Consider the following 24,490-nt stretch of genomic DNA (forward strand, 5'->3'; position numbering starts at 1 on the left):
GGATTATGCGCCCTTGGCGGCTCCGATGCCGTCGAGCTTCTTGACAGCCTCGGCAGGCAGAACGATATCGGCGACCGCAAGGTTTTCGCGGAGATGGCTGCGCGACGATGTGCCGGGGATCAGCAGGATGTTCGGCGATCGCTGCAGCAACCATGCGAGCGCCACCTGCAATGGCGATGCGCCGAGTTCGCTGGCGACCTCCGAAAGCGTCGACGACTGCAGCGGCGAGAAGCCGCCGAGCGGGAAGAACGGCACATAGGCCGTGCGCTCGGCGGCCAGCTGCGCGATCAGCGCATCGTCTTCACGATGGGCGAGATTATACTGGTTCTGAACGCAGACGATCTCGGTGATCTTCCGGCCGTCGGCAATCTGCCTGGCGGTCACGTTGGATAGGCCGACATGCTTGACGAGGCCTTGGCGCTGGAGATCGGCCAGAACGGTCAGCGGTTCCTCCAGCGAGCCTTCCGCCGGACCGTGAACGTCAAACATCGCACGAAGGTTGACCACTTCGATGACATCGCGACCAAGGTTCTTCAGGTTGTCATGGACCGCCTGCGTCAGCGCTTCTTTCGAGAAGGCCGGGCTCCACGAGGCATCGGCGCCGCGCGTCGCGCCGATCTTGGTGACGATGACGAGATCGTCCCGATACGGATGCAAGGCTTCCTTGATGATCTGGTTGGTGACGTGGGGGCCATAGAAATCGCTGGTATCGATGTGATCGACGCCGCTTTCGATTGCCTCGCGCAACACGGCAACCGCCTCGGCGCGATCCTTCGGCGGGCCGAAAACGCCCTTGCCTGCGAGCTGCATGGCGCCGTAGCCGAGCCGCTTCACCTTGCGGTGGCCGAGAGCGTATGTGCCGGACTTTTCAAGATTGGACATGGTCTATCTCCGTTTGAATAACACGAGAGATAGGGCAAGCGGGCCGAAGCGATAACCGCAGACAATCCGAACGGGCTGTCCGGATTTCCGGACAATGAATTATGCTTTCAGTGCGGCGACCTGCGGGCCGATAACCGCGGCAAAGAGTTCAGGCTTGTCCAGGGCACGGGCGGAGAGCATGGCCCCATGAACCGAAGCCATGAATATCTGTGCATGGGCTTCCGGCGAAGCGTTGAGGCGAAAGACATTGTGCCTGGCCCCGGCGTCGAAAACCGTCTCCAGCCATCTGGCGAGATACTCGAAATGGCCGCGAACCAGCGATGCGACATCAGGAGGCAGCATCTGGATCTCGCTTGCCAGCATGGCGCACATGCAGAATGGCAGCGAGGCATCAGCGATGCATTTCTGCCAATGGCCGACATAGGCATCCAACTGTGCCGCAGGCTGCGGTATCTGCTCGAGCACTCCTCCGAGGCCGGACTTCACCTGACCCGTATAGCGGCCGACAAGGGCGGAAACGAGTTCGGCCTTTGTCGGGAAGTGGTGATGGATGCTCGCCTTACGAATACCGATCGCATCCGAAATATCCGCATAGCTGAAGCCATTATAGCCGCCGGCGATAATGCGGGATTGCGCGATATCGAGGATTTTTTCTGAGGTCGATTGCTCCATGAGCATCACCTACCTTTTGGTAGGCAAAAATGTCAAGCCGCCTGCCTTTTGCGAGAAAAACATCAAAAGCATTGACTCCCTAAATTTAACTACCTACTAGTTGGTAGACATAAAAATAAGGAGCCTGACATGCAAGTTCAATCCTCATCGCAGACCAACTGGCTGCGGTCTTACTATTTCGCCCGCGCGATCTTTTCGATCGCCTGGGTGGCCGCAGCCGTTGCCGTTGGTGCGCATCCTGCCATCGCGGCTATCCTGCTCATCATCTACCCGGCCTGGGATGCCATCGCCAATCTAGTCGATGCCAGAGCCAATGGCGGCCTCAAGGTAAACCCGTCCCAAAGCCTCAACGTCGCCGCCAGCACCGTCATGACAATCGTGGTCATTCTCGCGGTGATGAAGGACAATCACGCAGTTCTCGCAGCCTTCGGCATATGGGCGATCCTGTCGGGGCTGCTGCAGCTCTACACCGGCGTACGCCGCTGGCGCTCGTACGGCGCGCAATGGGCCATGGTGCTGAGTGGTGCGCAATCGACGCTGGCCGGCGGCTTCATGATCAGCCAGTCTCTCGGCGCTCAGATGCCTGGTATCCTCGACATCGCGCCTTATGCAAGTTTCGGCGCATTCTACTTCCTCGTGTCAGCGATCTGGCTGACGGTCGCCGCCAATCGCGGGGCTGGCGCCAAGGCTTGAAATCCTTACTTGAAAGAACAGTCTCGGCCGGTCTCCCGATACCGGCCGAAGACCCGCTCGCGAGGCGGACGGCAATCCACCTATGACAACGTGTTTCGCTCCTATATTGAACGGCAGTGACCGTGATCAGGGAGCATGTGATTGAGCCAGCGAATTTCCGATTTCGATTCCGGGCTGCTGATGACGCTCGATGCGCTTCTCAAGGAGCCGAATGTCACCCATGCGGCGGTCCGGCTGAATATCAGCCAATCGGCGCTCTCGGCACGATTGACCCGCTTGCGGCACCTGCTGAACGATCCGCTGTTCATTCCGTCTATTTCCGGCCGCGGCATGACCCCGACGCCGCACGCGATCGCCCTTCAGCCGGAGCTGGCGCGGCTGCTGGAGCGCTTCGAGGACTTCGTCAACACCGCCCACCTCTTCGATCCCCTGACGAGCAAGCGCGTCTTCCGGATCGCCGCAACCGACAATCCGGCGGCAATCCTGGCGCCCGATCTCATTCCGCTGATCAAAGCGCACGCGCCCGAAGTGAAGATCGCCTTCACCCTGCCCGACAAGTCGAGGATTGCCCGACTGCTGGAACAGGGCGAGATCGACCTGTTTGTAGGCGCCGCAGAGGATGGCTCCAACGAGCTGATATCAAGCACATTGTTCGAAGAGAAGTTCATGACCGCCCAGCGGCGCGGTCATCCGCGCGGCACGGGAGAGCTTGGTCTCGACGAGTTCTGCCGCCTCGATCACCTGCTGATCTCGACGACCGGCGGCCATTTTACCGGAATGATCGATAACGCGCTGGCGGAAATCGGCCGGGAGCGCCATGTTTCGGTATCGGTTCAGAGCTATGCGATGGCGCCTCTCGTGCTCGCCAGCACCGATTGCATCTGCACATTGCCGCTGCGGTTCCTCCAGCGCTTCGCGCAATCGCTCGACCTGTTCGAGCCGCCGGTCGCGCTGTCCCCCTTCAGCATGAATGTTTTCTGGCATCCGAAGATGCGCGCCGATCCCGCCCATATGTGGCTGCGCAAGATGGTGATGAGCGTCTCGCGGAAAGGCGGCACGTGAATGTCCGGAAGGCATCTATCCCGGCGCTAGGTGCGATCCACCAGATCGATTGGTAAGACGTCCCGGGCATCGGCATCTTCAGCCTGAACCTTCCATCGTCGAAGGTTGCGATCAGCGCTTATGAGGATTTCTGATGCTTGATTTCTATTTCCATGCGACACCGAACTCGATGAAGGTCGCGGTTCTGCTGCAAGAACTGAACCTTGCCTTCACCGTCCACCCAGTCGATATCTTCAAGGGCGAGCAGCACGCGCCGGCATTTCTGAAGATCAATCCCAACGCCAAGGTTCCCGCTCTCGTCGACGACGGGGTCACGGTCTTCGATTCGCATGCCATCCTGCTGTATCTCGCAGAGAAGCATGGCCGCTTCATTCCGGCCGGCATCGGCGGCAAGGCAGCGATGCTGTCGTGGCTGCAGCTGGTGGCGACCGGCCTCTCACCCTTCTCGGGACAGGCGATCCACTTCCTGCACTACGCGCCGGAAGATCTGCCCTATGCGAAGAACCGCTACGTCAAGGAGCTGGAGCGGCACTACCGCGTCTTCGATGCCAGACTTTCGCAATCGCCCTGGCTTGCCGGCGAGGAATATACGATCGCCGACGTGGCCCTCTGGGGCTGGGCGGCTTCGGCCGGTTACGTGTTTGGCGAGAGAGGGCTTGAAGACTATCCGCACGTCGCGCGGTTCATGCAGCAAGTGGCGGAGCGGCCAGCCGTGCTGCGGGCGCTGGCGATGAAGCAAGACCATAGCTTCAAGCATACGCTGGATGAGGAAACCCGCCGCGCGCTCTTCCCGCAGAACGCGGCGTAACCGTCCGGGCGCCTACTCGAAAACGAAAGCCAGCCGCTTGTTGGTCAGCTTCGACAGCTGCTGCAGGCGGCCTTCGAGGCGTTCGCCGGTGAAGTCGTGATAATCGTGCGGGACGACCAGCTCGATATCGACATCCGGCTGTGAAGACTTGCGGAAATGCAGGTTCTTCACGACGCCGGGCATCGATGCCGAGAACAGATAGACGACCCTGAGCAGGCCGCCGAGCAGCTTGGCACGCTCGACGAATTGCGGACCGGCGATCTTTGCCAGCGGCGCGGTCGAGCCGTCGTCATGCAAGCCTTCGAAGCGGTAGTAGTTGGTGAGCGCGATGAAGGCTCGGCCCGGATGGCTGATGCCGACGAAGGAGGAGTGGGCGATCAGGTTCAGCGCCTGAAGGCCGCGGTAATCCGGATGGGCGCGCCAGCTGATATCGGCGAGCAGACAGGCGGCCTGACGGTAGCGCCCCTCTTCTTCGGTCTCCGAAATCCCGAAGGACGGGATCATCCGCCCAGTCCATTCGGCAAGCTCGCGGGCATGTTCCGGCGAGCGGGCGCGCAGGATCGCAAGTTCGCCTGCGGCCGCCAGCAGCGGATCGGCACGGCGTTCGCCTTCGGACAGCAGCGAATAGAGATAGCCTTCGCGCACGCCCTGTGCCGAGAAGGAAATGATCGAGGGCTTCATGGCGCTCAGCACTTCCTTCATCGCTACAGCGCCGAAGGGCAAAAGCGCGCGGCGGTGTTTGGACACGGCCTGGAAAGCCGGATCCTTGCTGTCCCTTGCCACTTCAACCTGATCGAGAAACTGCATCATGCCTTCGAGTGTCACCTCGTATCCCTGCATCATGTGCAGCGGATATTGGCTGAGCTCCATATGCAGCTTGGCGATGTTTCGCCATGTGCCGCCGACGGCATAAAAGGTCCGGCCTGCCCCCTTTTCGAGGATCTTTCCGGCGCTGCGAACGTGCTTGCGCGCGAAGGCGCGCGCCTTGTCGAGCGAGCCGCCGGCATATTCCGACAGACGAAGGCCACCGAGCGGCAGGGTAATACCCTTGCCGATCTCGCGCTCCTTGATATCGATGAGCTCGAGCGAGCCTCCGCCGAGATCGCCGGCGATACCATCGGGATGGAAGAAGCCGCTGATGATGCCGAGCGCGGAGAAGCGGGCCTCTTCCTCGCCGGAGAGAACGCGCACCTTGCGCTTCAGAATGGTTTCGGCCTTGTGGATGAAATCGGGACCGTTGGACGCCTCGCGGGCCGCAGCCGTCGCCAGCACGTACATCGTCGCCGCACGCGCCTGATCGGAGAGAGCCTTGAAGCGATGAAGCGCGGCCAGCGCCCGTTCGACGCTCTGCTCATCCATCTTGCCGGTCAGCGCGATGCCTTTGCCAAGGCCGCACAGCACCTTCTCATTGAAAAGGATCGCCGGCGAGCGGGACATGCCTTCGTAGATCACCACGCGGATCGAGTTCGATCCGATATCGACGACGGAGACCGGGGCTATGCCTGGCAGGCGCCCCTGGGCTTCTGATTCAACCATGCAGGTCCAGTTATCTCTTGGTCCGGCCGGAAAGCAGACCGGCGATCAGCTTGGGCGCACTGGATTTCAACGCTTCACCGCGGCCGGAAAGGCTGGGGTTTGTCATGAAATACTGCTGCGCGTTGAACGGCTCCTCGCCCTTGCGCACCTCCATGCGCCTGGACGTTCCGTCGGGCAATATCTCGTAGCTTTGCTGATTGTCAATGATATTGCCCAGCATGATCTGGGACAGAACCTGTTCATGCACAGTCGGATTGGTGAGCGGCACCAGCGTTTCGACACGCCGGTCGAGATTGCGCGGCATCATGTCGGCCGAGCCGATATAGACCAGCGCCTTGTCCGACGGCAGGCCGTAACCGTTGCCGAAGCAGAAGATGCGGCTGTGCTCCAGGAAGCGTCCGACGATCGATTTGACACGGATATTTTCCGACAGACCCGGCACCTGCGGACGCAGGCAGCAGATGCCGCGCACGACGAGATCGATCTCGACGCCGGCATGGCTTGCCGTATAGAGCGCGTCGATGATCTCGGGGTCGACAAGCGCATTCATCTTCATCCAGATCGCCGCCGGGGCGCCGTTTCTGGCGTGCATGATCTCTTCGTCGATGTGACGCAGGATGCGCGAGCGTAGCGTATAGGGCGAGACCGCGAGCTTCATGCTCTCTTCCGGCTCACCATAGCCGGTGATGAAATTGAAGATGTTCGCCATGTCATGGGCGATGACGGGATTGCAGGTGAAGAACGACAGGTCGGTGTAGATCTTCGCGGTGATCGGGTGATAGTTGCCGGTGCCGAGATGGCAGTAGCTGCGCAGCTTGCCCTCCTCACGGCGTACGACCAGCGACATCTTCGAATGGGTCTTCAATTCGATGAAGCCGAAGACGACCTGCACGCCGGCGCGTTCGAGGTCGCGGGCCCAACGGATGTTGGCTTCCTCGTCGAAACGCGCCTTGAGCTCGACCAGCGCTGTCACCGACTTGCCGGATTCGGCGGCATCGATCAGTGCGCGCACGATCGGGCTGTCGTTGGAGGTGCGATAGAGCGTCTGCTTTATCGCCAGGACGTCAGGATCGCGCGCAGCCTGGAGCAGGAACTGGACGACCACGTCGAAAGACTCGTAAGGATGGTGGACCACCATGTCCTTTTCTCGGATGGCGGCGAAGCAGTCACCGGCATGTTCGCGGACGCGCTCGGGAAATCGGGCGTTGTAGGGCTGAAACCGGAGATCGTCGCGCGGCGCCTTGGTGATCTCAGACAGCGTGTTCAGCGCCAGGAGACCTGGAAGAACGGCGACGCGATTGTCGGGAACTGCCATCGCCTGGACGACGAATTGGCGGAGCGAAGGCGGCATTTCGGAATCGGTCTCGATACGGATCGCCTTGCCGCGGCGGCGGCGCTTCAGCGCCGTCTCAAAGAAGCGCACAAGGTCTTCAGCTTCTTCCTCGACTTCGATATCGCTGTCTCTGATGATGCGGAAGGTACCAGAACCCTGCACCTCATATCCCGGGTAGAGCCGGTGGATAAAGATGTTCGCGACGTCTTCGAGCGTGATGTAGCGGATGGTGTTGCCGTCATCGGGCAGGCGGACGAAGCGGTCGAGCGCCGGCGGCAGGCGCAGCAGCGCCGTCATCGGCTCGCGGCCATGCTTGCTGGTCAGCTGCAAGCCGATCGAGAAGCCGAGGTTCGGAATGAACGGGAACGGATGCGCCGGGTCGATCGACAGCGGCGTCAGCACCGGGAAGATCGCCTGTTCGAATTCGGTCGCCAGCCACTGGCGATCAACGTCGCTCAGCGCGCCCGGGCGGACGATCAGGATGTCTTCGCGGGCCAGATATTGCTGAAGCACCGCGAGCGAGGCCTGCTGCTCCATCTGCAGATTGTCGATTTCCTGCAGGATGGCGTCCAGCTGCTCGGCCGGCGTCTTGCCGTCGGGCGTGCGGACCGCGATATTCTGGCGGACCTGCGCCTCCAGACCCGCGACGCGGACCATAAAGAATTCGTCGAGGTTGGCCGCCGAGATCGACAGGAAGCGGACGCGCTCGAGCAGCGGATGCTCGGTATTCAGCGTTTCCTCGAGGACGCGGCGATTGAACTGCAGCCAGGAGAATTCGCGGTTGATGAAGCGCTCCGGGCTTGAGAGCAACTCTTCCAGCGGGGGGACGGCGGACGGCGCTTCCGGCTTCGGTTCCTGATGCTCGGCAACTGCACTGTCCATATGTCGGTCCGTCCCGTTTATTCGTCCCTGCGAATTATATCAGTTTCACGACGGAACTGTGACAGTCAATCGAGCGGGCCTGAATTTCCCAATTCATTCAATACTTCAGCCGCCATCGCCCGGGTGATCTTGGTCCCCCGCGACCAGGCAAGCCGGTCGAGCCGCTCGACGATCGTCTGGGCGGCATTCAGCGAGCGTTCCATCCTGTTGACGATATAGAGCACGAGTTTGTCATCTATATTAAGCTGGCGGTCGGCAAACAGCTTGACGATGACCTGCGACAGCAGCTCTTCATCGGGCTCGCCGATCTCGACGACGGTGGCCGCCTTCAGCCGCGAGCGCAGATCGGCAAGCTCCACCGGCCAGGACATCGGCCAGAGGCGGCTGGTCATCATCAGGCTGTGGCCGTTTTCGCGCACGCTGTTGATGACATGGAAGAGCTCGGTATCGTCGAAGCCTTCGCGATCGACATCCTCGAACAGCACCGGGCCATTGGCAGCCGCGATCGCCGCCTGCGCGCCGGCCTTCGGATGAATGCTGGTGGCGTTGCTGTGCTCTTTCCAGATGCTGGCCAGATGCGATTTCCCGGAGCCGACCGGACCGGCGAGGATGACAACCGGCGACGGCCATTGCGGCCAGGCATCGACGATGGCGACGGCGGCGCTCAGCCGGTCGGAGATCAGGAGATCGTCGCGCCCGCTTGCGGTATCATGAGAAAAGACCAGCGGAAGCTGCTCTCCCGCCTTGCGCTTTACGTCGTTCATTTCGTGTCGGCTTTGGACTTGCGGATAACAGATGGCTTCGACTGACCCGCATAAAGATCGCTCTCAAGGTAGCGCGACAGCGCGAAGCGGACAAGAACGCCGACGGCCGCAGCAGCCGGCACAGCAATCAGCAGACCGACGAAACCGAACAGCGCACCGAAGGCAAACAGCGCGAACATCAGCCAGACCGGATGCAGGCCCACACTATGGCCGACGAGCTTCGGCTGCAGGATGTTGCCCTCCAGGAACTGGCCGCTGAAGAAGACCGCGAGCACGGCGCCGACCCAGATATAGTCCGGCCAGAATTGCACGATGGCGACGCCGACGGCAATCAGCAGGCCGAGCATCGAGCCGACGTAAGGGATGAAGCTGATCATCCCGGCGAAGAGGCCGATCAGCAAGCCGAAATTCAGGCCGACCAGCGACAGACCGACGGCATAATAGATGCCGAGGATCAGGCAGAGCGAGCCCTGTCCGCGGATGAAACCGGCAATCGCCTGATCGATCTCGCGGGCGATCTGGTGGACGTTGGCGACGTAATCGCGCGGGATATAGCGATCGATCTGCGCCACCATGCGGTCCCAGTCGAGCAGCATGTAGAAGGCGACGACGGGGGTGACGATCAGCAGCGAGATCAGGTTGACGACAGCGAGGCCGGAGCTCCAGATCTGCGCGAAAAGGCCGGTCATGAAGCCGACGCCCTGCGACAGGATCTCCGAGAAATTGTTCTTGATGGTGCCTAGCTGGCTCTTGATCCAATCCGGCAACAGGGAGTTCTGCGAATTGGTGATGAACTGCTGCAGCTGATCGATATAGCCCGGGAATTTGCCGGCGAAGTCGGTGAACTGGCTGGCCAGGATCGGGATCAGCGTCATCAGCGCCACGACGATGACCAGAACGAAGGACACGAGAATGACGACCGTCGCCATCATGCGGCTAAGGCCGATCTTCTGCAGCCTGTCGGCGACCGGATCCAGGAAATAGGCGATCGCCATGCCTGCCAGGAACGGCAGCAGGATGGAGCTGAAAACCAGCAGGAAGAGGATGAAGAAAACGAGCACGCCGAGCCAGAAGAAGACCTGGCGCTTCAGACTCGTACCGCTGACCTGATTTGGCATCGATTACCCCGTTCATCCCGCATCGCGGCGCGATCTTGGCCGCGACCACCTTTGAAGCACATAGGATGCGGCCCGGAAGATGGTCAACCCTGCTGCCGAAAAACCGCGCCGCGCCTATGAAAAGAGCGGGAAATTGGGGCTTTTCTCCATGCACCGCCTTGCATAAAGCGCACGCTCATGCAATTGCGACCCGCATGTGACACAGGGTTAAATCCCGCCTGAACCAGCCATCGGAGATCAGCATGAGCCAGTCTGGAAAAAACGGCCTGACCTATAGCGATGCGGGCGTCGATATCGATGCCGGCAACCTGATGGTAGAGAAGATCAAGCCTGCCGTGCGCTCGACGCGCCGCCCGGGCGCCGACGGCGAGATCGGCGGCTTCGGCGGTCTCTTCGATCTCAAGGCCGCAGGCTTCAAGGATCCGGTTCTCGTTGCCGCCAATGACGGCGTCGGCACCAAGCTGAAGATCGCCATCGACGCCGACTATCACGACACCGTCGGCATCGACCTCGTCGCCATGTGCGTCAACGACCTCGTCGTCCAGGGCGCCGAGCCGCTGTTCTTCCTCGACTATTTCGCCACCGGCAAGCTCGACCCCAACCAGGGTGCGGCGATCGTCGAAGGCATTGCCGCCGGCTGCCGTGACGCAGGCTGCGCGCTGATCGGCGGCGAAACCGCCGAAATGCCGGGCATGTATTCCTCCGGCGATTACGATCTCGCAGGCTTTGCCGTCGGTGCTGCCGAGCGTGGCGAACTGCTTCCGGCCGGCGACATTGCCGAAGGCGATGTCATCCTCGGCCTCGCCTCCTCGGGCGTCCATTCCAACGGCTTCTCGCTGGTGCGCAAGATCGTCGAACTCTCCGGCCTCGGCTGGGATGCGCCCGCGCCGTTCGCCGATGGCAAGAAGCTCGGCGAAGCGCTGCTGACCCCGACCCGCATCTATGTGAAGCCGCTTCTGAAGGCGATCCGCGAAACCAAGGCGATCAAGGCGCTCGCGCACATCACCGGCGGCGGCTTCCCCGAGAATATTCCGCGCGTTCTGCCGAAGCATCTGGCTGCCGAAATCGACCTGTCTGCTGTGAAGGTTCCGGCCGTGTTCTCGTGGCTTGCCAAGACCGGCGGCGTCGAAGCCAAGGAAATGCTGCGCACCTTCAACTGCGGCGTCGGCATGATCGCCGTTGTCTCGCCTGAAAACGTCGAAGCCGTCACCAAGGCCCTGGAAGCCGAAGGCGAAAAGATCGTCGTTCTCGGCCGGATGATTGCCCGCGCCGAAGGTGCCCAGGGCACGCAATATCAGGGTACGCTCGGCCTATGAGCACACCGCGCAAACGCGCTGTCGTCTTCATTTCCGGCAGCGGCTCCAACATGATGGCGCTAGTCGCGGCCGCCAAGGCTGCGGACTTTCCGGCCGAGATCGTCGGCGTAGTCTCGGACAAGGCGGATGCGGGCGGCCTCGCCAAGGCCGCCGCCGAGGGCATCCCGACCTTCGCTTTCGCGCGCAAAGACTATGCCAGCAAGGACGCCCACGAGGCGGCGATCTTCGAAGCCCTCGACACGCTGTCGCCCGATATCCTCTGCCTCGCAGGCTATATGCGCCTTCTGAGCGCCACCTTCATCCAGCGTTACGAGGGCAGGATGATCAACATCCACCCTTCCCTGCTGCCGCTCTTCCCCGGCTTGCACACGCACCAGCGCGCCATCGACGCCGGCATGCGGATTGCAGGATGTACCGTGCATTTCGTCACCGAAGGCATGGACGAAGGCCCGGTGATCGGCCAGGCGGCTGTGCCGGTACTTTCGGGCGACACGGCAGATGCTCTGGCCGGCCGCGTGCTGACCGTTGAGCACCAGCTCTATCCGCAGGCGCTCCGGATATTTGCCGAGGGCAAGGTGCGGATGGAAGGCGGCAAGGCTGTCGGGAGCGGTAGTGCGGCTTCGGCGGGGACGGACCGGGTGATTTCGCTGATCGGGTAACGGTTGACCGGTCCGCTGATGCGGATCATCATGGCTCCGCTATCGATGGAGCACGCGCATGACGATAACCGTCAGCATAGATGATACAACGCTCGCTGAGCTTCTTGCCATGGTCGAAGCGGGCGAGGAGATTGTCATCGTTCGCGACGGGATGCCGGTGGCCAAGATGGCTGCGGTCGTTGCGGATGGCGAGAAGCGCATGGAAGCGATAGAGGCCATCCGTGCCTTCCGGAAGACAATGCCTGCCATCACGCAGGAGGAAATTGCGGAATGGAAGGCGACCGGCCGGAGATGACGGCCAAATTCGTCGTCGATACCTCTATTGTCTGCAGCTGGGTTCTCCCAGACGAAAGCTCATCGGTCGCGGCTGCCGCGTTCGTTCACCTTCAAACCTCTGATGCCATTGCTCCCGACTTGCTGTGGCATGAAGTGCGCAATGTCCTGATGATGGCCAGAAAGCGCAATCGGATCGAGTTCGACAAGGCTTGTGAGGGTGTGAAACTCTTGCGTGGACTGAGCATCTTCACGCGGCGCTCGTCGAGCGACGACATGATTCTCGACCTAGCAGAGCGGCATCAGCTCACCGCCTACGACGCCGCCTATCTGGCGCTGGCAATCGAATCCAAGCTACCGCTCGCCACACTGGACAAGCAATTGATCGCAGCGGCCGCGCGCGAAAACGTGCCGCTGCTTTCCTGATTAGGCCGCGATCGCCTCGACAGGATGCAACGTCCCGTCACTATAGACGAACCGCCCCGCCCGGAACGTGGCGCGAATGCGGTGCACGTCGCCCTTCTCGACCGCCACGAGATCGGCGCGTTGGCCGATGGCGATCTCGCCGCGATCCAGGAGGCCCGCAGAACGCGCTGCGTTCGACGTTGCCATGGCAACGGCTGCCGGCAAATTGCCTTCCATCGCGTCGGCGATCTTGAAGATGCCGGGGACGAATGCGGCCGGGTGGTAATCGGCAGCGATAACGGACAAGAGGCCGGCGCTTGCGGCGTCAAGCGCGCTCAGATTGCCGGACATCGACTGGCCGCGCAGCGCATTCGGCGCGCCCATCAGCGTCCAGAGGCCACGGCGGCGGGCTTCTTCGGCGGCATCGAGCGTCACCGGGAATTCGCTGATCGTGACGCCGAGATCATGCATTTCGGCAACCTTGGCGGCGCTATCGTCGTCATGAGAGGCGAGCGACAGCTTGTGGCGCAGCGACAGCGCGAGGATCTCGCGCAGCTTGACGTCGATTGCCGGATCCTCGCGCATGGCGATGCGCTTCTGGACGACTTCGAGCGCCATCTCCCTGGTGATGGCGCGGCGCTCCGACATGCTGGTGACGTAGGCTTCGATATTGTTGTACTGGCCCTGCCCCGGCGTATGGTCGGTCAGCGACACCATATCGACCTGATCGGCGGCGAGCAGCTTCTCCAGCGCCGGAGCAGCGCCGACATTGGTGATCTCGTAGCGGGCGTGAACCTTGTGGTCGATCAGCAGCGAATTACGCAGCCGGTTGATTCCTTCGATGACGGCGGAGGTCGTTTCCAGCGAACGGACGTGGCCGTAGACGCTTTCGGTGGCAAAGGAGATCGCCGCATAGGCCGTGGTGACGCCGGCGGCGGCGAGCTTCTTGTCGAGCTCATGGATACCGAAATCGATCGGCATCATCGCATTCGGACGCGGCGCGATCTCGCGCTCGATCATGTCGCCATGCAGATCGACGAAGCCCGGCATCAGGAACCGTCCGCCGCCATCGATGGCAGCACCCGCGACAGTCTCGTCGCGAATTTCGGCGATGACGCCATCCTCGACCCGCACCGAGCCGTGGCTGACGATTTCACCGGGAAGGACGAGCGTGAAATTACTGAGCCACATGGTTTTCTCCTGATTGGGGCAAGGCGGGGACAAACCGCAGCGCATAGGACGGATTCGTGACAGGCGGATGAAACGCCGGAGCGCGCCATTATTTTCCGGCTAACGCCACGTCTCTCTGTTCATCGCCGCCCACTGCAGCAGGATGATCGTCTTCATATCCAGAATTTCGCCGCTTTCGATCATCGCCAGGGCGTCGTCGAGCGGGATTTCCAGCACTTCGATATCTTCATGCTCCTCCGCCAGCCCGCCGCCATCGGAAACGCGGTCCGACGTGTCGATCTCGGCAGCGAAGAAGTGCACTACTTCGCTGTTGGAACCGGGAGAGCTATAGGCTTGGAAGAGGAACCGGACGTCGCGGACCTGAAAGCCGGTCTCTTCCATCGCTTCGCGGCGGATCGCGGCTTCCGGTTCGTCGCCATCCAGCAGACCGGCCGGGGTCTCGAACAGGAACGGCGCCTCGCCGTGGAGATCCGGCGGCAGGCGGTATTGGCGCACGAGCACGACGGTGCCGCGTTTGGGATCATGGAGCAGGATCGTTGCGGCGGGCGTGCGGTGATAGACCTCGCGGTCGAGGCGATGGGTGACGCCGTCCGAGTCCGTGTAATCGATCTTGTAGGCGCTGAGCTTGGTCCAGCCCCTGGAAAGCACGGTTTCGCTGACGATTTTCGCGCCAGCCTTCTCGAATTTCGTCATGCGGCGTCCTTGCGTAGCCAGACCTTGTTGTCGTGGACGGCAGCACCGCCATAGGGCGCGACGGGATCGGCGCCGGTGAGCACGTTGATGCCCTCGCCATCGACATGCGCCTTGTTCGGCCACAGTCCCTCGGCGATCAGAACGCCGGGCTTCACCTCTTCGGTGACCTTCACGTGGATACGCAGGTCGCCTCTGGTGTTGCCGATATGGACGAGGTCACCGGTTTCCAGGCCATGCGCCAGCGCATCTTCAGGATTGACCATCAGTTCCGGGCGTCCCTCCTTCTGCCGCGAGGTCTTGGTCTCGGCGAAGCTCGAATTCAGGAAATTGCGGGCCGGAGAGGTGGCGAGCCGGAACGGATGCTCGGCGTCGGCCAGTTCGATGACATCGACCTGATCCGGAAATTGCGGCAGTTCCTCGTGCGGGCCAAGGGCGCCGACGGCTGCCGGCGGCTTGTTCGGTGCGGCACCGTTCACCCAGTCCGGACGGAAATGGAACTTGCCGTCAGCATGGGCGAAACCGTTCAGGAAATGTGCGTCGTCGAAATCCGGCTGGCGGTCGAACCACTTGTGTTCGAGGAAATAGTCGTAATCGGGAAGATTGCTGTCCTTCAGGACGCGATCGACCATGTCGCGCGCCGTGAAGCCGAAGCCCGGGCGATCGGAGACGCCAAGGCGCTTGGCAAGCTCCTCGATGACGAAGAGGTTGCTGCGCACGGTTTCCGGCGGCTCGACCAGTTTGGGACCGAGCAGAATGTGGTTCTGTCCGCCTGCGCGGTAGATGTCGTCATGCTCGACGAACATCGTGGCGGGGATGACGATATCGGCCATTTCGGCAGTATCGGTCATGAATTGCTCGTGGACGGCGACGAAGAGATCGTCGCGGGCAAAGCCCTGCTTCACGAGGCGCTGTTCCGGGGCGATGTTCACCGGGTTTGTGTTCTGGATCAGCATCGCCGTGACAGGTCCGCGATGGCGAAGCGCCACGGCGTCGCCGGTCAGCGCCCGGCCGATCTGCGACTGGTCGATCATCCGGATATCCGCATCCTTCATCGACTTGCCGGTCAGTTCCGCATTGTTCATGCGGAAGATATCGCTATTCGAATGGAAGGCGCCGCCGCCCTCATATTGCCAGGAGCCGAGCACGGTGGCGATCGAGGCCGCCGCATGCATGGCGACCGCGCCGTTTCGCTGGCGGGTAAAGCCATAGCCGAGGCGGAAGAAGGTCTTCCTGGTCTGGCCGACGAGGGCAGCGAACGCCTCGATCTCGTCGACGGAGAGACCGGTGATCGCAGCCGCCCATTCCGGCGTCTTCGTCTTGAGATGCGCTTCGAGACCGGCCGGGTCATCGGCATATTTCGCCATATAGGCACGGTCGGCATAGCCGTCGCGGAAGGCGACATTCATGACGGCGCAGGCCAGTGCGGCATCGGTGCCGGGCCTGACGATCAGCGCCATATCGGCCTGCTTCATCGTCGGGTTGTCGTAGATATCGACGACGACGATCTTGGCGCCGCGCTCCTTGCGCGACTTGATGGCGTGGGTCATGACGTTGACTTGCGTCGCGACCGCATTGGTTCCCCAAATGACGACGCAATCGGTGCGGGCCATCTCGCGGGGATCCGGGCCGCGCAGCGTACCGGTTGCCATGGTGAAGCCGGTCCAGGCGGGATTGGTGCAGATCGACGAGAAGAAGCCGGAATAGCGCTTGGCGTGGCGCAGACGCTCGATCGAGTCGCGCTGTACCCAGCCCATGGTCCCGGCATAGAAATAGGGCCAGACCGCCTCGCTGCCGTGCCTGGCTTCAGCCTTGACGAAGGCATTGGCGATTTCATCCAGCGCGTCGTCCCACGAGATTTGCTGCCAGCTCCCTGCCCCCTTGGCGCCCTTGCGGCGCTGCGGGTGCATCAGTCTGTCGGGATGATAGAGCCGCTCCGCATAGCGCGCCACCTTGGCGCAGATGACGCCAGAGGTGTAGCTGTGATCGCCCGCGCCGCGCACGCGCCCGATCCGGCCATCGTCCGTGATATCGACCTCCAGCGCGCAGGTGGAGGGACAGTCATGGGGACAGGCAGTGTGCCCGACCCGGGATTTGGCGTGAATGGGGGTCGCAATGTTCATGTGATTTCTATATGCCAACCGGAAAGCGGCCAAAAGCCGGAAAGTGCGCCGATCAGGCGAATTCATGACAGGCATCAGCAACGATGAACTACCGCCATATCTATCATGCGGGCAATTTTGCCGATGTGCTGAAACACGCCATTCAGGCCCGGCTGATCCGCTATCTGCAGAAGAAGGACGCCGCCTTCCGCGTGCTCGATACGCATGGCGGCATCGGTCTTTACGACCTGTCTTCCGAAGAGGCGCAGAAGACCGGCGAATGGCAGACCGGCATCGGCAAACTCATGGAAGCCGATCTGGATCCGCAGGTCGCCGAATTGCTGGAGCCTTATCTCTCGGCGGTTCGCGAGCTCAATCCTGACGGTGGTATCCGCTATTATCCCGGTTCGCCGAAGCTTTCGCGCATGCTGTTCCGGCCGCAGGATCGCTTGTCGGCGATGGAGCTGCATCCCGAGGATTTCGCGCGGCTGCACCGCCTCTTCGAAGGCGATCATCATGTTCGCATCACCGAGCTCGACGGCTGGCTGTCGCTCGGCGCGCATCTGCCGCCGAAGGAAAAGCGCGGCATGGTTCTGGTCGATCCGCCGTTCGAAGAGGATGGCGAATACGACCGGCTGGTCGATGGTCTGGTCAAGGGTTATCGGCGTTTTCCAGGCGGCACCTACTGCCTGTGGTACCCGCTGAAGAAGGGCGCGCCGGTCAAGGAATTCCACGAGGCACTGCAGGCGACCGGCATTCCGAAAATCCTCTGCGCCGAACTCAGCGTGCGCAGCGACCGCGGCATTACCGGGCTGACCGGCTCGGGGCTGATCATCGTCAATCCGCCCTTCACGCTGAAGGACGAGCTGCACCGCATGCTCCCTGCCCTCAAGGATATCATGGCTCAGGACCGCTATGCGTCGCACCGTGCCTTCTGGCTTCGCGGTGAAGAGAAGGCTGTCGCAAACGATTGACCATGACGGCAGCGTGCGGAATAGTCCGCCGCGCCAATGCATTTTCACAGGTGAAACATGAAGCTTCTCTGCGCCACGACATCGCCCTACTCCAGCAAGGTGCGCATGGCGGCGCATTATCTCGAGCTCGATGTCACCGAGATTCGGGTCGATACCAATGCCGGTCCGGCGATCCTCGTCGATAACAATCCGCTCGGAAAGATCCCTACCCTTTTGACAGACGATGGCACGTCGGTTTTCGACAGCATCGCCATCATGCACTATTTCCACCGGCTGAAGAAACGGAAGCTCTATCCAGAAAAGAACGGCAAGCGCACCGAGGCCGAAATCCTCGAAGCGCTCTGCGACGGGATCTGCGACTGCCTGCTGGCGATCGTCTATGAGCGCCGCTTCCGCGATGAGGAAAAAATCCACCAGCCCTGGATCGACCGGCAGTGGAAGAAGGCCGTCAGCGGCCTGAACCATATCAGCGCTCATCCGCCGAAACTTGGCAAGAAGCTGCATGGCGGCCATTTCGCTCTTGCCGCGACGATCGGCTATCTCGATCTGCGCTTCAAGGGACAGTGGGAGGCCGATCACTCGGAACTGATCGGCTGGTTGAGAACATTCGAGAAGAAATTCCCCACCTATTCCGATTTCAAGCCGCAATAACCAGACACAAAAAAGCCGGGGCAAAACCCCGGCTTTTTCTTTGATCAGATGATCTGATTAGAACTTCACGCCGATACCGACCTTGACGCTCTGTTCGTCATAGCCGCGCGAAACGTTCGTGCCGCCCAGGTTGTAGTCCTTGTCCTGGTAGTCGCTGAAGCGGTATTCGACGCGAGCCGTGATGTTGCTCGTGACGAAAGCTTCGGCACCAACGCCGACGGTGTAGCCGTAAGCCATCTTGCTGTCGGAGTCGCCGAGGCCGCTAACCTTGTTGTTGGTCGCAGCCAGACCGGCCGTGCCGTACAGCAGGAAGGGGTTCAGGTCGTAACCGACGCGGCCACGAACGGAGCCGTTGAAACGGTTCTTTTCGGTGATGCCGCCAGCCGAGTGATCAAGGCCGGAATAGCCGAGGTCGGCTTCAACACCGTAAACGATCTGGCCAGCCTGCCAGTTGTAGCCCGTGTACAGCTGACCGCCCATGGCGTAGCCGTTGCGGCTGTTGTTGAAGTCACCCATGTTGTAGGTGCCTGCACCGCCGAGGTAGAAGCCTTCCCAGTTACCGGCCGGGGTAACCGGCTCGTTCTGGGCTACCGGAGCTTCCGGGACCTGGTCAACTGCATCGGCAGCGTTTGCAGCGGTGAAGCCGGCTACGACGAAGGCAGAAGCCATCAGGCTAGCAATGAGTGTACGCATACTTGTCTCCTTTCAGTCCCGCGCTCTTCGTCAACTGTTTTACACCGAAGCATTCGCGAGCAATTACTAGATGTCCCTCTCGGATCGAGGGTGAAAGTGGAGCCCAATTGCGGATTTGAAAGAGCCAAATTGTGAAATGATTGTGGCGGCGGGGTGGCTGAAATTCGATGTTGCTATAGCGCAACAGACTATTTGTTAACCATAACGAATGGTTAAATCATGAATACTTATTTTATGGATCTATATTCTCAACTAATACATAGAATATCGCCACCCACAACGCAATCGCGGCACCCTATTTATCTAATGTGTACCCGCCCCTATATAGGAAGCACCTAGACTCACGGGTTAAGAAGGCAAGCTTTTGAGCGAGAAGAGACTTAGGGCAGCCCTGATAACAGGTGCAGCCAAAAGAATAGGACGCGCCATTGCCAAGGATTTGGCAGATAACGGCTTTTCGGTTGCCATCCATGCCAACGGCTCGCTCGCCGAGGCGGAGGAGTTTGCGGCAGAATTGCGGCAAAGTGGTCATCGGGCCGTTGCGGTCCAGGGCGACCTCACAAAAATAAATGAGACCGAAAAGCTGATTCAGAAGGCGTCCGAGGCGCTTGGACCGCTCGATCTGCTCGTAAACAACGCCTCGATTTTCCACGAGGATTCGCTGCGGGCCTTCGATGCCGGGATATGGGAAGAGCATTTTGCCGTCCATCTCAGGGCGCCGTCGATTCTGGCTGCGAAATTCGCCGAGCAGCTGCCGCAGGCTGCCGATGGACTGATCGTCAACATCATCGATCAGCGCGTCTGGGCGCTCCGGCCGAGCTTCTATTCCTATACGCTGTCGAAATCGGCACTCTGGACGGCGACGCAAACCATGGCGCAGGCGCTGGCGCCGCGCATCCGGGTCAATGCCATCGGCCCCGGGCCGTCGATTCCAAGCGAGCGTCAGCTGCAAGAAGACTTCCAAGCGCAGGTCGCAGCCCTTATCTTGAAGAGGGGTCCTGAACTGGAGGAATTCGGACGAACGATTCGTTTCCTGTTCGAAACGCCCTCGGTCACAGGCCAGATGATTGCACTCGACGGCGGCCAGCATCTTGCGTGGCAGACGCCAGATGTGCTGGAGATCAAGGAATGAATGCCAAGAAGCTGCCGGATGGCGGTGTTCTTTATGATGAGATCGATGAAACGGATGACGATATCGAGGTGGAGGGTGAACCTTCCGCCGCGCCTATCTCTGCCGATATGGACTGGAACGAGGGCGGGATCAACGAAACCGGCCTGACCGGCCAGGAGCTGATCGGCGAATTCGTCAAGCGGCTGCCGAACAGCCCCGGTGTCTATCGCATGTTCAATGCCGATGGCGATGTGCTCTATGTCGGCAAGGCGCGCAGCCTGAAGAAGCGCGTCAGCAACTATGCAATGGGGCGCGTCCACTCGAACCGTATCGCCCAGATGGTCCGCCAGACGGCCCATATGGAATTCGTCACCACCCGCACCGAAATCGAGGCGCTGCTTCTCGAAGCGAATCTGATCAAGCGCTTGCGGCCGCGCTTTAATGTGCTGCTGCGCGACGACAAGTCGTTTCCCTATATCCTGATCACCGGGGATCACCGGGCACCGGCGATCTTCAAGCATCGCGGCGCGCGTGCCCGCAAGGGCGAGTATTTCGGCCCCTTCGCCTCTGCCGGCGCCGTCGGCCGCACGATCAATTCGCTGCAGCGCGCCTTCCTGATCCGCACCTGTACCGACAGCGTCTTCGAGACGCGCACCCGCCCCTGTCTGCTCTACCAGATCAAGCGCTGTTCGGGTCCCTGCACCCACGAGGTCAGCGATGCCGGTTATGGTGAGCTGGTGCAGGAGGCGAAGGACTTTCTCTCCGGCAAGAGCCAGAAGGTGAAGGCGCATATGGCGGAAGCCATGAACGCCGCCGCCGAGGATCTCGATTTCGAGCGCGCCGCCGTCTATCGCGATCGCCTCGCCTCGCTGTCACATGTCTCCAGCCACCAGGGCATCAATCCGGCAGGTGTCGATGAGGCCGATGTCTTCGCGATCCACCACGAAGGCGGGATTTCCTGCATCCAGGTGTTCTTCTTCCGGACCGGGCAGAACTGGGGCAACCGCGCCTATTTCCCGAAGGCCGACCCGCAGCTCTCAAGCGCCGAAGTGCTGAGCGCGTTCTTGGCGCAGTTCTACGACGACAAGCCGGTGCCGAAGCAGATCATGCTGTCGGAGACCGTCGACGAGATGGAGCTCCTGTCCGCCGCACTCGGCGAGAAGGCCGGACACAAGGTTTCGATCCTCGTGCCGCAGCGCGGCGAGAAGCGCGATCTGGTCGATCACGTCGTCGGCAATGCCCGCGAGGCGCATGGGCGCAAGCTCGCCGAAACCGCATCGCAGTCACGGCTGCTCGATGGCTTCAAGACCACCTTCAACCTTCCCTATGTGCCGCAGCGCGTCGAGATCTACGACAACTCGCATATCATGGGCACCAATGCCGTTGGCGGCATGGTGGTCGCGGGGCCTGAGGGTTTCGTGAAGAACCAGTACCGGAAGTTCAATATCAAATCGACCGACATCACGCCCGGCGACGACTTCGGGATGATGAAGGAAGTGATGACGCGCCGCTTCTCGCGGCTGATCAAGGAAGAAGGGATTCCTGATCGTTCGCAGCCCGTTGCCGCAGGGATCGACGCCGCCGACATGCCCTTCCCGGCCTGGCCCGACGTTATCCTGATCGACGGCGGTCAGGGGCAGATGACGGCTGTCAGGGCGATCCTCGAAGAACTCGGCATCACCGACAGCGTGATCGCCATCGGCGTCGCCAAGGGTGTCGACCGCGAGGCCGGCCGTGAACGCTTCTTTCCGCCGGGAAAGGAGAGCTTCTCGCTGCCGCCGCGCGATCCGGTGCTCTATTTCATCCAGCGCATGCGCGACGAGGCGCACCGCTTCGCGATCGGCTCACACCGGGCGCGACGCAAGAAGGAGATGGTCAAGAACCCGCTGGACGAGATCGGCGGCATCGGACCGTCGCGCAAACGCGCGCTGCTGCAGCATTTCGGCACCGCCAAGGCCGTCTCGCGCGCCGCGCTTTCGGATCTGATGGCGGTCGAGGGCATTTCGGAGGCGGTGGCCAAGGTGGTCTACAATCATTTTCACGACGACGCCGCGAAATAGGCCGTCACGGTCGCAAATTCCACGCAAAGGACAGCGAAAACCAGAAAGAATGTTGACGGTCGAGGGCCAAAGCCGTCATCTACGGGCACATCATTTCAGAGAACAGATTCATGGCATCGCGCGCATACAATATCCCGAACCTGCTGACCTACGGACGCATTCTTGCGGTACCGCTGATCGTCATCTGCTTCTTCGTCGAGGGACGGCTGCAGAGCTCGGATCTCGCCCGCTGGGTCGCCTTCTGGATCTTCGTCATCGCCTCGGTCACCGACTTCCTCGATGGCTATCTGGCGCGCATCTGGAACCAGACTTCGAATATCGGCCGCATGCTCGATCCGATCGCCGACAAGCTGCTGGTCGCCTCGATCCTGCTGCTGGTTGCCGCCGACGGCACGATTGCCGGCTGGTCGATCTGGGCGGCGATCATCATTCTCTGCCGCGAAATCCTGGTCTCCGGTCTGCGCGAATATCTGGCGGCGCTGAAGGTCAGCGTGCCCGTGACGCGCATCGCCAAGTGGAAGACGACGCTGCAGCTGGTCGCCATCGCCTTCCTGCTGGCGGGCCCGGCCGGTGACGCCGTGCTGCCCTACACGACGCAGATCGGCATCGGCCTTCTCTGGGTCGCCGCCATCCTGACGATCTATACCGGCTACGACTATTTCCGCGCCGGCCTGAAGCATATCGTGGACGAAGAGTGATGACGCGTCTCGTCTATTTCGCCTGGGTGCGCGAGCGGATCGGCAAGAGCGAAGAAGAGATCGACCTCCCCGCCTCCGTCGTCACCGTCGCCGATCTTCTGAGTCATCTGAAAGGCTTGGGCGAAGAGTATGAGACCGCGCTTCAATATGAAAACGTTATCCGCGTGGCGCTCGACCAGGAGCATGTGGAGCACGACGACCCGATCGGCACGCCGCGCGAGATCGGGATCTTTCCGCCGATGACGGGTGGGTGAGTGGTGGGCGCCGAGCCAGTTCGCCCCCCTCTGCCCTACCGGGCATCTCCCCCACAGGTGGGGAGATCAGCTGGGGGCGCCGGCTTCCCCAAACAATTGACGCTTCAACTGAATCAAACGGAAAAATTCTGCGAGGACGTCACCCCTTGTGATCTCCCCACCCGTGGGGGAGATGGCCGGCAGGCCAGAGGGGGGCTGACACGGCACGGCCTCTCCTCATCGGCGAGAAACTGCCCATGACCACCTCCCCCACCATCCGCGTCCAGCGCGAAGACTTTGACCTCCAAGCCGAAACCAACTTGCTCTCCAAGAACAAGCCCGGTATCGGCGCCATCGTCACCTTCACCGGCCTCTGCCGCGACGAAGGCGGGACGCTCTCGGCGCTGGAGCTTGAGCACTACCCCGGCATGGCCGAGGCCGAGATGCTCCGCATCGCCAATCTCGCGATCGAGCGCTTCGCCCTCAAGGGCCTGACCGCCATTCACCGTTTCGGCAAGATCGCCGCCGGTGAGAATATCGTCCTCGTCATCGCCGCCGCCCCGCATCGGCAAGCGGCCTTCGACGGCGCCAATTTCGTCATGGATTACCTGAAGACGTCTGCTCCCTTCTGGAAGAAGGAGCATGGCAAGGACGGCAAGACAGGCGAATGGATCGCCGCCAAGGACAGTGACGATGCCGCCCGCGACAAGTGGAAGTGACCGGGCTTCTTGCCTGAACGGTTCTAGGGCATCGCCCGCTCGCGCCTGCTCATGACCAGCAGGAAGACCAGCAGCGAAAAGACGACGAAGTCGCGCCAGAGGAACGGGCCGTAGGCGGTCCAGAGAGTTTCGGCAAAGCCGATGCCTGCCGCCCCGCCCGCCGATTTCAGCGGATCGGAATAGCCGCCTGCCGCCGAGATCATCAGTACCTTGAGGCCGAACAGCAGGCCGGCGCCGAAATCCATCGAGCCGTAATAGAAGGTGGTGAGGATGCCGCAGACAGTGGCGACGAAGGTAGCGGCGACATAAGCGACGAGGAATACCTTGCCGGCGCTGGTGCCGCAGAGTTCGGCGGCCATGGGATCGTCGGTGACGGCCCGCCAGATGCGCCCGAGCGAGGTGCGGCGCAGGATCAGCGTTCCCGTCGCGATCAGCAGCATCATCAATCCGGTATTGAGCAGCTGGATATAGGTCAGCGTTACCTTGAAGGCGGCATCGCTCCAGAACACCACCGTGCCGTTCAGCAGCGGCGGCAGCCAGATCTCGCGGGTGTCCGACGCCAGCCGCGCCGTTTCCATCAACAGGATGGTGACGCCGAGCGCGGCGACGATCACGGTGTTGGCCGAACGGCGTACCAGCGGCTGCATGATGCTGCGGCCAATCCAGAAACCGGTCAGCAGCGAATAGACGAAGGACATGGCAACGCCGATCGCCAGTGCCGCGGGCAGGATCAACCAGAGACGGTTATAGGCGAAGTCGGTGAACAGCAGCAGCATCTGCCCGGCAAAGGCGAACATCGCCCCATAGGTGATGTCGGCGCGCTTGGTGACGCCGAAGGCGATCGCATAGCCGAAGGCCAGCGCGGCGTAGAGTGCCGCAAGAGGCACCGCATTCGCCAGCTGCTGCAGAAGATAGGCCATTCCAGTCCTCCGGATTTCTCCTAAAATAATAACTGGCAAAATGGC

General features: G+C 61.3%; 25 protein-coding genes. 14 read left to right on the plus strand and 11 right to left on the minus strand.

Features of this window, described 5'->3' with window-relative positions; translation table 11 throughout:
* Positions 1-3: 3 nt before the first annotated feature.
* Positions 4-882 (minus strand): aldo/keto reductase family oxidoreductase, encoded by an 879-nt coding sequence (locus AB4Z25_RS19035; RefSeq protein WP_112537493.1) that lies wholly within the window; start codon positions 880-882, stop codon positions 4-6.
* A gap of 99 nt (positions 883-981) precedes the next feature.
* Positions 982-1,560: a TetR/AcrR family transcriptional regulator gene (locus AB4Z25_RS19040; RefSeq protein ID WP_112389573.1), complete on the minus strand. Its 579-nt coding sequence runs from the start codon at positions 1,558-1,560 to the stop codon at positions 982-984.
* A gap of 123 nt (positions 1,561-1,683) precedes the next feature.
* Here AB4Z25_RS19040 and AB4Z25_RS19045 point away from each other — a divergent pair, with 123 nt between their 5' ends.
* From AB4Z25_RS19045 to AB4Z25_RS19055, 3 genes are all read left to right on the plus strand, one after another.
* Positions 1,684-2,247 carry a DUF308 domain-containing protein gene (locus AB4Z25_RS19045; protein WP_112537494.1) on the plus strand — a complete coding sequence of 188 codons (564 nt, stop codon included), beginning with the start codon at positions 1,684-1,686 and terminating at the stop codon, positions 2,245-2,247.
* 141 nt (positions 2,248-2,388) lie between these two features.
* Entirely contained in the window at positions 2,389-3,309 is a 921-nt protein-coding gene (locus AB4Z25_RS19050) for a LysR family transcriptional regulator (protein ID WP_442208826.1), read from the plus strand.
* Positions 3,310-3,442: 133 nt separating this feature from the next.
* Positions 3,443-4,117 (plus strand): glutathione S-transferase N-terminal domain-containing protein, encoded by a 675-nt coding sequence (locus AB4Z25_RS19055; protein ID WP_112537495.1) that lies wholly within the window; start codon positions 3,443-3,445, stop codon positions 4,115-4,117.
* 12 nt (positions 4,118-4,129) lie between these two features.
* Here AB4Z25_RS19055 and ppx read toward each other — a convergent pair whose 3' ends face one another.
* The 4 genes from ppx to AB4Z25_RS19075 all read right to left on the minus strand — a co-directional run bounded on the left by ppx (position 4,130) and on the right by AB4Z25_RS19075 (position 9,750).
* On the minus strand, positions 4,130-5,653 hold the full coding sequence (gene ppx / locus AB4Z25_RS19060) for an exopolyphosphatase (protein ID WP_112517040.1): 1,524 nt from the start codon (positions 5,651-5,653) through the stop codon (positions 4,130-4,132).
* Between the two features lie 10 nt (positions 5,654-5,663).
* Positions 5,664-7,868 (minus strand): RNA degradosome polyphosphate kinase, encoded by a 2,205-nt coding sequence (locus tag AB4Z25_RS19065; protein ID WP_112537497.1) that lies wholly within the window; start codon positions 7,866-7,868, stop codon positions 5,664-5,666.
* Positions 7,869-7,933: 65 nt separating this feature from the next.
* Positions 7,934-8,632 carry a DnaA regulatory inactivator HdaA gene (gene hdaA, locus AB4Z25_RS19070; RefSeq protein WP_112537498.1) on the minus strand — a complete coding sequence of 233 codons (699 nt, stop codon included), beginning with the start codon at positions 8,630-8,632 and terminating at the stop codon, positions 7,934-7,936.
* Positions 8,629-9,750, minus strand: coding sequence for an AI-2E family transporter (locus tag AB4Z25_RS19075; RefSeq protein ID WP_112517043.1), 1,122 nt, complete (start codon positions 9,748-9,750; stop codon positions 8,629-8,631). The genes hdaA and AB4Z25_RS19075 overlap by 4 nt, the downstream gene beginning before the upstream one ends.
* Before the next feature lie 242 nt (positions 9,751-9,992).
* Here AB4Z25_RS19075 and purM point away from each other — a divergent pair, with 242 nt between their 5' ends.
* The 4 genes from purM to AB4Z25_RS19095 are packed head-to-tail and all read left to right on the plus strand — an operon-like array spanning position 9,993 to position 12,424.
* Positions 9,993-11,066: a phosphoribosylformylglycinamidine cyclo-ligase gene (gene purM / locus AB4Z25_RS19080; protein ID WP_112537499.1), complete on the plus strand. Its 1,074-nt coding sequence runs from the start codon at positions 9,993-9,995 to the stop codon at positions 11,064-11,066.
* A complete protein-coding gene (gene purN / locus AB4Z25_RS19085) occupies positions 11,063-11,725 on the plus strand; it encodes a phosphoribosylglycinamide formyltransferase (RefSeq protein ID WP_442208827.1) in 663 nt (220 codons plus the stop codon). Before purM ends, purN begins: the two co-directional genes overlap by 4 nt.
* Positions 11,726-11,783: 58 nt before the next feature.
* Entirely contained in the window at positions 11,784-12,020 is a 237-nt protein-coding gene (locus tag AB4Z25_RS19090; protein ID WP_112537501.1) for a type II toxin-antitoxin system prevent-host-death family antitoxin, read from the plus strand.
* Complete coding sequence (locus AB4Z25_RS19095; RefSeq protein WP_442208828.1) at positions 11,996-12,424, plus strand: type II toxin-antitoxin system VapC family toxin; 429 nt, start codon at positions 11,996-11,998, stop codon at positions 12,422-12,424. The genes AB4Z25_RS19090 and AB4Z25_RS19095 overlap by 25 nt, the downstream gene beginning before the upstream one ends.
* On the opposite strand, the gene AB4Z25_RS19100 is transcribed toward AB4Z25_RS19095, so the two are convergent.
* The 3 genes from AB4Z25_RS19100 to AB4Z25_RS19110 all read right to left on the minus strand — a co-directional run bounded on the left by AB4Z25_RS19100 (position 12,425) and on the right by AB4Z25_RS19110 (position 16,407).
* Positions 12,425-13,594: an alpha-D-ribose 1-methylphosphonate 5-triphosphate diphosphatase gene (locus AB4Z25_RS19100; RefSeq protein WP_112537502.1), complete on the minus strand. Its 1,170-nt coding sequence runs from the start codon at positions 13,592-13,594 to the stop codon at positions 12,425-12,427.
* Between the two features lie 99 nt (positions 13,595-13,693).
* Positions 13,694-14,287 (minus strand): NUDIX domain-containing protein, encoded by a 594-nt coding sequence (locus AB4Z25_RS19105; protein WP_112537503.1) that lies wholly within the window; start codon positions 14,285-14,287, stop codon positions 13,694-13,696.
* On the minus strand, positions 14,284-16,407 hold the full coding sequence (locus AB4Z25_RS19110; RefSeq protein ID WP_112537588.1) for a molybdopterin oxidoreductase family protein: 2,124 nt from the start codon (positions 16,405-16,407) through the stop codon (positions 14,284-14,286). Before AB4Z25_RS19110 ends, AB4Z25_RS19105 begins: the two co-directional genes overlap by 4 nt.
* Positions 16,408-16,490: 83 nt before the next feature.
* Here AB4Z25_RS19110 and AB4Z25_RS19115 point away from each other — a divergent pair, with 83 nt between their 5' ends.
* Positions 16,491-17,360, plus strand: a complete 870-nt coding sequence (locus tag AB4Z25_RS19115) for a 23S rRNA (adenine(2030)-N(6))-methyltransferase RlmJ (protein WP_112537504.1) — start codon at positions 16,491-16,493, stop codon at positions 17,358-17,360.
* A 57-nt stretch (positions 17,361-17,417) separates the two neighbouring features.
* The gene (locus AB4Z25_RS19120) at positions 17,418-18,011 is read left to right on the plus strand and encodes a glutathione S-transferase (protein WP_112389559.1); all 594 of its coding nucleotides are present in this window, start codon (positions 17,418-17,420) and stop codon (positions 18,009-18,011) included.
* A 57-nt stretch (positions 18,012-18,068) separates the two neighbouring features.
* Here AB4Z25_RS19120 and AB4Z25_RS19125 read toward each other — a convergent pair whose 3' ends face one another.
* Complete coding sequence (locus tag AB4Z25_RS19125; protein WP_112389558.1) at positions 18,069-18,704, minus strand: outer membrane protein; 636 nt, start codon at positions 18,702-18,704, stop codon at positions 18,069-18,071.
* A 364-nt stretch (positions 18,705-19,068) separates the two neighbouring features.
* Between AB4Z25_RS19125 and AB4Z25_RS19130 the strand changes: the two genes are divergently transcribed.
* The 5 genes from AB4Z25_RS19130 (at position 19,069) to AB4Z25_RS19150 (ending at position 23,525) form a co-directional block, all read left to right on the plus strand.
* Positions 19,069-19,836 carry an SDR family oxidoreductase gene (locus AB4Z25_RS19130; protein ID WP_112537505.1) on the plus strand — a complete coding sequence of 256 codons (768 nt, stop codon included), beginning with the start codon at positions 19,069-19,071 and terminating at the stop codon, positions 19,834-19,836.
* On the plus strand, positions 19,833-21,875 hold the full coding sequence (uvrC, locus tag AB4Z25_RS19135; RefSeq protein ID WP_112537506.1) for an excinuclease ABC subunit UvrC: 2,043 nt from the start codon (positions 19,833-19,835) through the stop codon (positions 21,873-21,875). The genes AB4Z25_RS19130 and uvrC overlap by 4 nt, the downstream gene beginning before the upstream one ends.
* A gap of 110 nt (positions 21,876-21,985) precedes the next feature.
* Positions 21,986-22,573, plus strand: coding sequence for a CDP-diacylglycerol--glycerol-3-phosphate 3-phosphatidyltransferase (gene pgsA, locus AB4Z25_RS19140; protein ID WP_112389555.1), 588 nt, complete (start codon positions 21,986-21,988; stop codon positions 22,571-22,573).
* A complete protein-coding gene (gene moaD / locus AB4Z25_RS19145; RefSeq protein ID WP_112537507.1) occupies positions 22,573-22,827 on the plus strand; it encodes a molybdopterin converting factor subunit 1 in 255 nt (84 codons plus the stop codon). The genes pgsA and moaD overlap by 1 nt, the downstream gene beginning before the upstream one ends.
* A gap of 236 nt (positions 22,828-23,063) precedes the next feature.
* Positions 23,064-23,525, plus strand: coding sequence for a molybdenum cofactor biosynthesis protein MoaE (locus tag AB4Z25_RS19150; RefSeq protein ID WP_112537508.1), 462 nt, complete (start codon positions 23,064-23,066; stop codon positions 23,523-23,525).
* Between the two features lie 23 nt (positions 23,526-23,548).
* On the opposite strand, the gene AB4Z25_RS19155 is transcribed toward AB4Z25_RS19150, so the two are convergent.
* Positions 23,549-24,445 (minus strand): branched-chain amino acid ABC transporter permease, encoded by an 897-nt coding sequence (locus tag AB4Z25_RS19155; RefSeq protein ID WP_112537509.1) that lies wholly within the window; start codon positions 24,443-24,445, stop codon positions 23,549-23,551.
* Positions 24,446-24,490 lie beyond the last annotated feature (45 nt).

The sequence above is a fragment of the Rhizobium sp. RAF36 genome (assembly GCF_052114105.1).
In the GTDB taxonomy this organism is placed as follows: Bacteria; Pseudomonadota; Alphaproteobacteria; order Rhizobiales; family Rhizobiaceae; genus Rhizobium.